Source organism: Flavobacterium jumunjinense, from assembly GCF_021650975.2.
In the GTDB taxonomy this organism is placed as follows: domain Bacteria; phylum Bacteroidota; class Bacteroidia; order Flavobacteriales; family Flavobacteriaceae; genus Flavobacterium; species Flavobacterium jumunjinense.
On the sequence record NZ_CP091287.1, the window covers coordinates 1 to 11,289 of the forward strand.

At 30.3% G+C, this 11,289-nt stretch carries 12 protein-coding genes; 11 read left to right on the forward strand and 1 reads right to left on the reverse strand.

The genetic code is table 11. The annotated features are described in order from the left end of the window. The 6 genes from L2Z92_RS21315 to L2Z92_RS21340 all read left to right on the forward strand — a co-directional run. Nucleotides 1-1,935 (forward strand): type II secretion system protein GspD (locus L2Z92_RS21315; RefSeq protein WP_236458905.1); only part of this gene is annotated, 1,935 nt, incomplete at its 5' end. Then, nucleotides 1,935-3,113 (forward strand): hypothetical protein, encoded by a 1,179-nt coding sequence (locus L2Z92_RS21320; protein WP_236458906.1) that lies wholly within the window; start codon nucleotides 1,935-1,937, stop codon nucleotides 3,111-3,113. The genes L2Z92_RS21315 and L2Z92_RS21320, both read left to right, overlap by 1 nt. Next, nucleotides 3,113-3,664: a hypothetical protein gene (locus L2Z92_RS21325; RefSeq protein WP_236458907.1), complete on the forward strand. Its 552-nt coding sequence runs from the start codon at nucleotides 3,113-3,115 to the stop codon at nucleotides 3,662-3,664. Before L2Z92_RS21320 ends, L2Z92_RS21325 begins: the two co-directional genes overlap by 1 nt. A 9-nt stretch (nucleotides 3,665-3,673) precedes the next feature. Further along, the gene (locus L2Z92_RS21330; protein ID WP_236458180.1) at nucleotides 3,674-4,633 is read left to right on the forward strand and encodes a phage tail protein; all 960 of its coding nucleotides are present in this window, start codon (nucleotides 3,674-3,676) and stop codon (nucleotides 4,631-4,633) included. A gap of 3 nt (nucleotides 4,634-4,636) precedes the next feature. Further along, a complete protein-coding gene (locus L2Z92_RS21335) occupies nucleotides 4,637-5,128 on the forward strand; it encodes a hypothetical protein (protein WP_236458179.1) in 492 nt (163 codons plus the stop codon). 328 nt (nucleotides 5,129-5,456) lie between these two features. Beyond that, complete coding sequence (locus L2Z92_RS21340) at nucleotides 5,457-5,660, forward strand: type II secretion system F family protein (protein ID WP_236458178.1); 204 nt, start codon at nucleotides 5,457-5,459, stop codon at nucleotides 5,658-5,660. Nucleotides 5,661-6,291: 631 nt separating this feature from the next. On the opposite strand, the gene L2Z92_RS21345 is transcribed toward L2Z92_RS21340, so the two are convergent. Further along, nucleotides 6,292-7,269 carry an RHS repeat-associated core domain-containing protein gene (locus L2Z92_RS21345; RefSeq protein WP_236458908.1) on the reverse strand — a complete coding sequence of 326 codons (978 nt, stop codon included), beginning with the start codon at nucleotides 7,267-7,269 and terminating at the stop codon, nucleotides 6,292-6,294. Between L2Z92_RS21345 and L2Z92_RS21350 the strand changes: the two genes are divergently transcribed. From L2Z92_RS21350 to L2Z92_RS21370, 5 genes are all read left to right on the forward strand, one after another. Continuing rightward, nucleotides 7,257-8,204: an RHS repeat-associated core domain-containing protein gene (locus tag L2Z92_RS21350; protein WP_236458909.1), complete on the forward strand. Its 948-nt coding sequence runs from the start codon at nucleotides 7,257-7,259 to the stop codon at nucleotides 8,202-8,204. The two genes, L2Z92_RS21345 and L2Z92_RS21350, sit on opposite strands and share 13 nt — an antisense overlap. A gap of 10 nt (nucleotides 8,205-8,214) precedes the next feature. Further along, entirely contained in the window at nucleotides 8,215-8,685 is a 471-nt protein-coding gene (locus tag L2Z92_RS21355; RefSeq protein ID WP_236458191.1) for a hypothetical protein, read from the forward strand. A 287-nt stretch (nucleotides 8,686-8,972) separates the two neighbouring features. Next, the gene (locus L2Z92_RS21360; RefSeq protein ID WP_236458190.1) at nucleotides 8,973-9,410 is read left to right on the forward strand and encodes a type IV pilin protein; all 438 of its coding nucleotides are present in this window, start codon (nucleotides 8,973-8,975) and stop codon (nucleotides 9,408-9,410) included. Further along, the gene (locus tag L2Z92_RS21365) at nucleotides 9,410-9,892 is read left to right on the forward strand and encodes a hypothetical protein (protein ID WP_236458189.1); all 483 of its coding nucleotides are present in this window, start codon (nucleotides 9,410-9,412) and stop codon (nucleotides 9,890-9,892) included. Before L2Z92_RS21360 ends, L2Z92_RS21365 begins: the two co-directional genes overlap by 1 nt. A 1-nt stretch (nucleotide 9,893) precedes the next feature. Next, a partial coding sequence (locus L2Z92_RS21370) for a GspE/PulE family protein (protein WP_236458910.1) occupies nucleotides 9,894-11,289 on the forward strand: 1,396 nt, incomplete at its 3' end.

An 11,289-nucleotide genomic window follows, 5' to 3' on the forward strand; every position in this document is an offset into this window, starting at 1 on the left:
ATGTATAAAATGATAAAAAAAATTATTGTAATATTAACCCTGAGTCTATTCACCCATTCTCTTTTTGCACAGCAAGACCTTAATGAATTAGGACGAAAATTAGATGAGTTTTCGAAGATAAAGCCAGGTATTAATGAGGTCGTAAAGATTGATGTTTCAGGGCTATCTTTATATGATTTAATTATTGCAATTTCTGAAGAACATCAATTGAATGTGAGTGTTGATAATGACTTAAATACTCCTGTGGTTAATAATTTTCATGATGTAACAGTAAAAGATATCTTCTTGTTTTTAGTTCAGAAATATGATCTAGAAGCAAGCTTTATGAGTAATATTATTATTTTTAAAAAGCGAAAAGAAGTAAAAATAATTGAGAAGAAACAGCAAAAAATAATTGATGTTAGTTACAATCCTCAGAATGATTTTTTATCGGTTAAATTAGAAAATGACTCATTGCCAGCTGTAGCACAAGCTATTATTGATAAATCGGGTAAAAATGTAGTTTTGGCACCCGATATTAAAACGATAAAAGTGTCTTCCTATATTCTTAACCGTCCTTTTGAACAAGTTATTGATATGATGGCAAAATCGAATGATTTAGTAGCTACAAAAGATGATAATGGTTTCTATTATTTAGAAAAAAACACCTTGCCAAAGGAAGCAAATTCATCATCTGTCTCAAATAACAGAAACTCAAATAGGAACAAACAAAAACCTGCTTCTGGTTCGGAAGGGTCTTATGATGTTGAAGTGGACAATCAAGGTTTCTTAACAGTTAAGGCAAACGTAGCTGACGCAACTGATTTATTGATTGAAGCGGCCGAGAAACTGAACGTAAATTATTTCATTTATAACAAACCAGAAAATGAGAAAACATCGCTTTTAGCCAATAAAATCACTTTTGATGACTTATTGAGTCATGTTTTTAAAGGTAAAAAATACACCTATAAAAATCAGGATGGTTTTTATCTTATTGGTGAACAATCTACAGAAGGATTGCGTTCTACAGAGATTATTCCATTAGAGAATCGCTCTATCGAATCTGTTTTACAATCCTTACCAAAAATATTCAATGATAAAGTTGAAATTAAAGAATTTGTTGAACTTAACTCTTTGATTGCTTCAGGGGCAAAATCGACTATTGAGGAATTAAAATTATACATTAAACAGATTGATAAAGTTGTTCCTTTGGTTCAAATAGAAGTGATTATTGTTCAATATAACAAATCCTATGATGTTCAAACGGGTTTAAAAGCGGGATTAGATAAGCTAAATAAAGCACAAACAGGTGGTGTTCTTTTTCCAACGACAGATGTAAACCTTGGGAGTTCTTCTGTGAATAGTTTGATAGACGCTTTTAATGGTCTTGGACTTCTTAAATTAGGTAAGGTTACCGATGCTTTTTATTTGAATTTAAAACTGCTAGAAAACAATTCTATAATTAAAATAGAATCAACACCAAAAATAGCTACATTAAGTGGTCATGAAGCAACATTATCTATTGGAGAAACGAATTATTATTTTGAACAAAATAATCGTATTCTAAATAATAATATTGGAAATGGAGGTGATATTTTGCAATCTGGAACATGGAAACCAACTGAAGCTAATCTGGCTGTCAAAATAAAACCCTATGTTTCTGCGGATGAAAATGTAACACTAAATATTAATGTTGAGAAAAGTGCTTTCTTAGGTAGAGCTGGAGAAAATGCTCCTCCTGGTAAAGCAACGCAACAATTTGAATCTTTAGTAAGAGTAAAGAACAATGAAATGATACTATTAGGTGGTTTAGATGAATTAAAAAAAGAAAACTCAGGAACGGGTGTGCCTTTAATCTCTAGAATTCCTATTATTAAATGGTTTTTTAGTAGCAAAAAGAAAGCAAAAGGAAATTCTAAACTGCATATTTTCATTAAACCAACAATTGTGTATTAATGCTAAATTTTCTTTCTAAAATATTCAAAATCAATAGTATTCAAGTTGTAGGTATCTATCAAGAAACCGACAGTGAAAGATATACTTTGCTTACTTTTAAAAAAGAAAAAAATCAATTAAAACTAATAGAAAACAAGAGTTTTATTTCTAAGAAAACTTTTTTAGAAAATATCGACCTAAAGCTACCTATTGTTCTAGCGATTGATGGAAAAGGAGTTCTAAATAAGAATATTGATAGTACTAGTGATATTGATTTGGCTTGGCAAAAAAACATCGATTTCAATACCATTTATCACACTAGTTATACTTTAAAAAACAATACATTCATTAGTTTTTGTAGAAAGAATATTGCAGACGAATGGTTGTCTCTTTTTGAAAGCAAAAAAGCACAAATTATTGATGTTTACATTGGTTCATTTCTTTCTGTTTTGTTAGCCGATAATTTAAGTTCTCCTGTCGTTTATTCAGGAGATTTAGCTTTGGTATTGGAACAAAATGAGATTGTCAATTTTTCAAAACCAGAAGCTATTCCATCTGCTAATTATACGATAGGTGAACATTCTGTTTCTAATTTTGTATTGCCGTTATATGGTATTGGTTTGAACTATTTTGTACAGAATGATTCCATTTCTAAATCAGAATTTAATAACAATTCTATTGATGAAGTTGTTTATAGAAAGGCTTTTTCAACTTTCGGTTTAATAATGCTTGTTGGTTTTTTAATCACTTTATTAGCGAGTTATTTGACAATTCAATATTATAGCGAGAAAAATGCAGCATTGAACATTCAAAATGTATACTCTAACAAAGCCTACCAACAAATTGTTACTTTAGAAAAGCAGAAAAAAGACAAAGAAAAAATCATTAAAGATTCTGGATTTTTATCGGATAAATTCCTGTCTTTTTATTCCTATGAAATTATAAAATCGATACCGAACTCCATTTCGTTAAACGAATTAAACACAGCTCCTTTGCAGAAAGTTGTGAAGCATAATGAGAAAGTTGAAATTACTCCAGGGACTATCTGGGTAAAAGGAGTAACCGTGAATGAAGATGAATTTAATAATTGGTTAAGAAGCTTAAAATCCTTTCATTGGATTGCAAAATTTGAATTGGAAAGCTTGAAGAAAGACAAAAAAAACAATACTCAATTTAGTTTAAAAATACGTATTAAATAATGTTTGAACAGTACACATACAAACAAAAATGTATTGCGTTAGTGGTAATCTTCTTGATGCTGTCTTATACAGCATACAAACGTTCATTTAAAAGCTTAATTGAGGTTTATCAAGAAAATAAAGAACTAACAAAACGTTCTGATGAAATAGCTAGTAAGTCTAAAAATTTAGATGTGCTTTCAATGGAAATAGCAAGTTATGATAAATACTTAGGAAATCAGAACGTAGAGAGAGATGTTGTGCAACAAGAAATTATTGCTTTTGCTACACAACATGAAGGAATTTCTATTAATGATTTACAAGCTATTCATACTTTTGAAGGTGAAAACTATACCATTTACACCAATCAATTAGATATTACAGGAAACATTAATAATTTATTAAAATTAGGATATGATTTTGAAACAAAATTCAATTATTCAAGAGTGGTGAGTACTAATTATTATACTGTAAAAAAGAATAATAGTAATGAAGTATTACATTTAAAAATAGTATTTCAGAATTATGAGATTGGTAATAAAAAAGTAGTAAAAGAAGATAACGATAAATAAAATTTAGACATGAAAATAATACATAAATTAATCCTAATTGCTTTAGCAGTATTCACTTTTTCTTGTGAAGATATTCTAGAAGAAGACATTTCTAATGATTTGGTTCAAGTGGTTTACCCTTTAGAAGGAGCAACTGTAGAAAGTAATGTAACTGTTTTTCAGTGGAATCAATTAGATGGAGCAGATGATTATCGTGTGCAAGTATACAATAACAATCAGTTTAAAGTATTCGATACCTTAGTAAACACAAACACAGTAACGTTGCCATTAATTCAAGGTACCTATCAATGGAGAGTGAGAGGAGAAAATTCAGCATATCAATCTACTTATTCTTTTCCTTTAACCTTTGATGTAGAAGAATCGGACGATCTTACGAATCAACAAGTAGTATTAGTCGCGCCTTCAGCAAGCTTTGCTACCAATTTAAACACAATAACATTGTCATGGAATGATTTAACTGCCGCAGATCATTATAAAGTTGAAGTAATAAATATAACATCTGGAAGTATTGTCTTCACGCAAGACAATGTTACGACTACCAACGTAACATTGAACAGTTCACATATTACTAGTGACGGTCAATATACATGGAAAGTAAAAGCTTATAATACAACAACGTCAACTGAAACGGTATATTCAACAAGGAGTTTTTTAAGGGATATTGTTGTTCCAAATCAGCCACAAAACAATCAACCAGCAAATAATGCTTCACAAACGATTAATCAAACGGTTAGTTTTAGTTGGACCATTTCTCAAGATTCTGGAGTAATACAATCGGCTATTACTTATGAATTACAAATTGCATCCGATCTTAATTTCACAACTATTATCCAAACATCACCTGCAACAGGAACAAGTTATCAACAAGCATTTGCTACTGCTGGAGTATATTATTGGAGAGTGAGAGCTAAAGATGCAGCCGGAAATGTAGGAGCCTATAGTTCTGGTAACAAATTAACAATCAACTAAAAAATGGATACAAAAAAAACGATTAATATCATTCTTATTCTTGTAGTGCTTTCACTTTGGGGAACAGTGGGCTATAAATATATTAATCGTTTTTTTGGAGATGATGAATTGGATTATACGCTTTCTAATGCCTATAATTATGATGCTATTTCTATCATCAAAAAAGATACTTTTGCTTTGCACCCCTTAACAAAAGACCCTTTCTTAAACAAAGTGTTTTCTAAACCCACAACTGCACCAATAATAGTTCGTTCGACACCCGTAGTAAAAAAAGAGCCAGAACCAAAAGCAATTACACCCTTTCCTTATGTGCAATATTTCGGTTATATTAAGTCAAAAGACAAAAAAGAAGAACTAATACTAGTTAAAGTCAATAATCGCTTAGAACGCGTTAGATTGAACAGCGACATTGATGGTTTAGTAATTAAAAAAATCTATAAAGACTCTGTTTCTGTGTTTTACAACAATGAAACGAGAAGTTTTAAGAAAAAGTAATTTTAAAGACATATTGCATAATTTGAAATTATTTGATACTTCAAAACTGCTAAAAAGTTTATTGAAACTCGTTTCAATAAACTTTTTTTATAAATGAAAACTCAGAAGAACAGTGTCAAAAAATCTGATATTACATTCAATAAAACTGTTTAAATTATTGGATAAAAAGTCAACTTACCATTACTATAACAACAAAAGCCACTTGATTTCTTCCTTGCAATGATTAAGTGGCTTTGTCTTTTTATTGTGCTACGAGGTCGGGAGACCATCGTAGAGCGTGTGCATTTTATTTAGAACTCTTCTGAGAGCTGGGAACAATTTGGTTTCTATGGTCGAAGTTGCAGAACAGATTAACCAAATAGACACTATGTTTGAACGCTTAACGGAACAATACAATGAAGAAATTAGCCATCAAACAAAGATGATTGGTGTCGTTTTAGAACCTATGATAATTATTGTTATTGGAGTTGTTGTTATTATGGTCTCTATGTATGCTCCAATGTTCGATTTAAGCAAAATTATTAATAGTTAATACTTTTTTATCTCTAAGAATTCAGAACGTAATGGTAAAATAAATCGCATTTGTTAAAATCTATGTCTTTCAAAGAAGACAACTTTCTTAAGCTAAACAATTATGCAAAACAACTAAAGCCACATTACTGTGGCTTTGTCTTTTATATTGTGCTACGAGGTCAGGAGACCATCGTAGAGTGTGTGCGTTTTATTTAGAACTCTTCGGAGAGCTGGGAGCGGGGTAGAAAATATTTTTTTATTTAAAACACGATAATAAATCGACAAAAAAATTTGATAAATTATCATGAATTGTCAATATAGCTAAAATAAAAATTGTAATAATTGACATAAAAAAAAGCAATATATTTTTTACGACTTTTTTTCTTATAAACTCAATTTTCTCTATTTCAGATTTTTTAAAAAGCATAAATCCTGCTTTAGGATACGCCCCTTTTAATATATTACTATTAACTTTAGAGTGTTTTGTTAACTCTTCTTTAAAAGATAAAAAATTTAAAATATAATAATAGAAACAAGGTAGAGAAAAAAAAATAAAAAAGAAAACAGTCGTATATTTATAAAACCCAACTTTTAGGATAACCATCAAAAAGGAAGTGAAAAATATTAATAACAAATATTTTGAAAAAACATTAGCCTTCATTACTGATAGAATTTTGAATAGTTACTTTAGTCTGATTTAATTTATCTATTGACTCTGTTGTTTCTTTAATCGAATTATTAGTTTCTTTCAATTTTCTATTTAAAGAGTTTCTGTAATCTAATTCTTTTCTGTAATTCATTGTTTTACCTTTAGTTCTATTTTCTTTTGTTATTCTATTTAGAGTATTAGTATATTCCATTCTATAATCGTATTTACTACTTTCCAATTCTTTTAAAGTTTCTTTCTCTTCTTTTATTTTACCATCAATTTTAGTAATGGCTTCATAAGCAAATGTAATGGCTTTTGCTCTATCTGAAACTGGCTTAACAGTTGTTGGTCCATACTCATATGAAATATCAAGAGGTGATAACCCCACACCAAGTCCAATTTCGAGAGAAAATCCTGATAATAAATTATTATTACTATCTGTAGTTTGTAAATATCCGACACCACCAGTAACAACTTCTCCACCAGATAATCCAAAAGAATGACTTGGAGTTGCGAAATCTTTAACAGTTTTCATTGTAGGATAAACCATAACTTTAAGAGCAGATACACCAGCTGAAATATTAGTTTTACCTCCAACTGACCAATTACTATATTCATAAATCCCATCAGGAGCAAACACATATCCATCTCCAAAACTACCAGAAACCACAAATGAGACATTAAACTCTTTACCTACAGAAACAACCTCTAATCCTTCTAATTCAATCCCATCAATTAATCTGTTTTCACTAAATGCATAAGGTGAATTCCAAGGGTATTTTTTAAACAACGGATCCACAGCAAAAAACCTACCTACCCTCGGGTCGTGCATCCTAAAAGTATAATTTAAAGAATTTCCTTTCCCTTTTAATTCGTCATCTTTTTCTTGTCCTTGGAAGCCGTAACGGTAGTCATTCCCGGTGCTGGTGCGACCTGGGAGTGTCATTCCAAAAGGATAGTAGTCGAATGCATGATCCACGGCTTGGACGTTTTTTATCTAGAGACCCATTATCTAAAAATTATCCTTGGAATAGTGATTATTCCTATTCTGAGAATAGAGTTGTCGATGGAATAGAGCTTGAAGGTTTAGAATATTTAAATTACAATGATGCTAGAGTTGAATTTTCTAATGGTAGAATATATTTAAAACTTGAAAATTTTAATGATAATTTTCAAAAAACATATAAACAAAATAATCCATTATTTGGCTTAGGATCCAATGGTAGTTTAAAAGAAGACGTTTCTTTTAAAGTTAATTTAACATCAACTAATAATCTATCAGCTAATAGTGACGGAACACTTACAGATTCAAATTATGATATTATAAGGAATACTAGATATAATAAAGGAAACGGAAAAATAGACCGTAGACAAAGATTTGAAGGAAAAATTTTGAGTAAAGCTCAAACTGTAAAGACTTATGAGCCAACTCCGCTACCAGCAAAAGGTAGTGCTATGGCAATACTCCTCATTTATGATCTTTACAAGGGGATTAAAGAGTTTGTAGATACAAAAGCAAACATGAAAGATAAACTTGCATTTGACGCACAAACACGTTCATGGGATGAAACAAAAGATGTATTTACTGGTGATATTCAGAGAAAAGGAAATAGTTCAATTGTTGGTCTTGTTATAAGAGATATGCAAAAAGCTGTAAATCAAGGTTTGATAAAGCCAGAAAATTATAATATCAAAGATTTAACTGATATAGCCAATATTGTAATGTTCGGAGGAAATGGAAATGAAGGAGAAACTATTAGAAAAACTGCAGAAGCAATTATTAATAAAGTTTCAGATCCCGAAGCTAGTATACGTTTAGCTATGATTAAAACAAAAGTTGATGAAATAAAGAATTTAAATAATGAAAATAGTACTGATGAGTCAAAGGAATGTCTTGCGTGTGATAAAAAGTAAAAAAATAGTTATGGAAAAAAAAGTTTTGTTTTTTACATTTTTATCGTTTATGGTTTCATGTTCGACAGTTCATAACAAATATTTTAAAATGGTAGAAGGAGAATGGCAGATTACTACTTTTTATCATGGTAATAAAGATTTATGGACAGAAGGATACTATTCAATAGGTTTTCAGGATACTAAAAAATCATGGATGATTAAAGCTGAAAACGGAGAAAAAAATCAGTTTGTATTATACGATTATAAATTTTATATGAATGTTGACACTTTAAAGATAGATGTTTTCAATAGTAAAGATCCTAGATTAAATGCAAATTATAATATTTATATTGATACTATTCAAGAAACTGAAGAAAGTTATACGTTACAGTTAACACTAGACACAGAGAAAACTTATATTCAGGCAATAAAGACTAAATTCAAATATCATTACCCTCCAGGTTGGAAAGGAGATACACCAAGAAGAAAGGCTAAAGAATAAACCCGATCGCGCAGATATGCACAAACGTTAGCGCAGAATTGCATTCTGTGCCAACAAAAAATATAAAACAAAGCCACTTTCATTGCAAGTAAGAAGCAAACAAGTGGTTCTTGTTGTTATAATAACTTTACACATTCTTAGGACAGTATCATAGATACAAATTTTTAGTCTAAAAGCTTAAAATTTTCTTGTGTTAAAAATAGTACACCATAAAATAAAAAAGAAATCATTTCGTTTTGCTTAAAGTTTGTATTTTTGTGGCAATCAAATTCTTTAGACGTTATAAAATGAAAAATAAAACAATTCGCTATATACAACACCTTTCTAAAAAAGCCTATGTAAAAGCGTATTCCTTAACGGAGATATTAATTGTACTCTGCATTATAGGTATCTTGTTACTTATGGTACTGCCGAATCAAACATCGGTTATTAGTCAAGCAAAGGCTATTGAAGCGCAAGCGATGCTAAATCAAGTATATGGTTTGGAGAAAAGTCATTTTTATCGTTACTCAAAATATACGGGAGATTTAGAAGAATTAGGTTTTGAACAAGAACAAACTGTAGAAGATGGAGGTCAAGCGGTCTATCGAATTGAAATTATAGAAGCCTCTAATAGTTCTTTTGTGGCTCGTGCTACTTCAGTTTCCGATTTAGATGGAGATGGAGCATTCAATACTTGGGAAATCAACGATAAGAAAATGCTTAAAGAAGTAGTAAAAGAATAATGATAGTATTTCCAATTGTTTTATGCATTTGTCTTGCTCTTATTTTTTGGCAAGATTCTAAATTTAGACACATACATGTTGTGTTGCCTGTTTTAGTATTTGCTTGTTCTTATTGTATTACAAATTATTTACAAGGAAACCTTCAGCTAATTGGTATTAATATTTTATTTTTTAGTATCACAATCATTGTGTTAACGCTATATATGAGCCTTAAAAATAAATCCTTTTTAAATCCTTTTCAAAACTATTTTGGCTTGGGCGATTTGTTGTTTTACATCGCTATTACACCTTTGTTTGTATTGTACAATTATGTACTCTTTTTTATAACTTCTTTGCTTTTTGCAATTGTAATGCAATTTGTTTTAAGAAAATGGATTAAAAAAGATGCTGTACCATTAGCGGGACTTTCTGCTTTGTTATTACTCTTTATAATTACAAAAGATATTTTCTTTTCCTTTCAAAAAATCACTTTAATCCGATAATATGGAAGAGATAATTATACCCAACGAAAACTTGCATATTCTTTCTGCAGATTTAGCAAATTATTACAAAGTACTACCCAAGAAAAGTAATTCTGATACTATTATTTTATATTGTCTAGAGAATAAAAACACTACCGAAGTAAAAGAAGAATTAGAGTTGTTATTAGGTAAGAAAGTGAGTTTGCTTTCCTATTCAGAAATCGAAATAAACAAAGCACTTTCTATATATTACCGAAAAGAACGCATTGAAAACTCAAAAAAGACATTTTCAATAGATTCAGGCGATTTTCTTGAAAACTTATTAAGTGAAGCGAAAGGGTTAAAAAGTAGTGATATTCATTGTGAAGTCTATGAAGATTCAGCTCGAATCCGATTTAGAATTGACGGTCAGTTAATTGAACGCTATAAAATTGAACGCGAGAACTATTTGGAGTTAGTTAATAAGATAAAAATTCGTTCCAAACTAAACATCACCGAAAAACGTTTGCCACAAGATGGTAGAATCACTACTACTACGTTTGATATTCGTGTATCTATTTTACCTACATTATATGGGGAAAAAATTGTAATGCGTTTATTAGGTCAAGATGCTTCAAATATCGATTTGAAATCATTGGGTTTCCAGCAAGAAGAACTAACAGGTTATTTAGAAGCGGTTAAAAAACCAAACGGAATTATCCTTATTAGTGGTCCAACAGGTTCTGGTAAAACCACTACACTATACGCAACATTACGCTTATTAAACGATAGTAGAAGAAATATTGTAACCGTAGAAGACCCTATTGAATATACGCTAAAAGGAATTAACCAAGTACAATTAAAAGAAGACATTGGACTAACTTTTGCCTCCGCTTTAAAATCGTTTTTGCGTCAAGATCCTGATGTGATTATGCTTGGAGAAATTCGTGATTCCGAAACAGCATTAATGGCAATTAGAGCTTCTTTAACAGGACATTTGGTACTGTCAACAATTCATACCAATTCTGCTATTGGAACAGTTTCAAGGCTAATTGACATGGGTGTTCCTCCATATCTTATTTCAGAAACATTAAATCTATCAGTTGCACAACGATTAATTCGTAAATTATGTAATCATTGCAAGGAAGAAACTACTATCGATGAAAAAGATTTTCCAAGTAGTTTTTCAATTCCATACCAAGTTGAAAAAGCCTATAAACCTGTTGGTTGCAATGAATGTTTTCATTCGGGTTATAAAGGAAGAACTGCCATCTACGAAGTGATTAATATTACAAATGACATTGCAAATGCAATAAAAAGTAATACTATTGCAACTTATTTTGAAAATGACGAAAATTATAAATCGCTTCCAGAAAAAGCGTATGATGTTTTGGCCAAAGGAGAAACATCGTTAGACGAGATATACTCTATATTATTAA

What these genes read in the sequence shown, in the direction of transcription:
- L2Z92_RS21355 (WP_236458191.1), top strand. Translation starts at nt 8,215, where the DNA reads ATGGAAAAAAAAGTTTTGTTTTTTACATTTTTATCGTTTATGGTTTCA.
- L2Z92_RS21340 (WP_236458178.1), top strand. Translation starts at nt 5,457, where the DNA reads ATGGTCGAAGTTGCAGAACAGATTAACCAAATAGACACTATGTTTGAA.
- L2Z92_RS21325 (WP_236458907.1), top strand. Translation starts at nt 3,113, where the DNA reads ATGTTTGAACAGTACACATACAAACAAAAATGTATTGCGTTAGTGGTA.
- L2Z92_RS21335 (WP_236458179.1), top strand. Translation starts at nt 4,637, where the DNA reads ATGGATACAAAAAAAACGATTAATATCATTCTTATTCTTGTAGTGCTT.
- L2Z92_RS21350 (WP_236458909.1), top strand. Translation starts at nt 7,257, where the DNA reads ATGCATGATCCACGGCTTGGACGTTTTTTATCTAGAGACCCATTATCT.
- L2Z92_RS21320 (WP_236458906.1), top strand. Translation starts at nt 1,935, where the DNA reads ATGCTAAATTTTCTTTCTAAAATATTCAAAATCAATAGTATTCAAGTT.
- L2Z92_RS21365 (WP_236458189.1), top strand. Translation starts at nt 9,410, where the DNA reads ATGATAGTATTTCCAATTGTTTTATGCATTTGTCTTGCTCTTATTTTT.
- L2Z92_RS21330 (WP_236458180.1), top strand. Translation starts at nt 3,674, where the DNA reads ATGAAAATAATACATAAATTAATCCTAATTGCTTTAGCAGTATTCACT.
- L2Z92_RS21360 (WP_236458190.1), top strand. Translation starts at nt 8,973, where the DNA reads ATGAAAAATAAAACAATTCGCTATATACAACACCTTTCTAAAAAAGCC.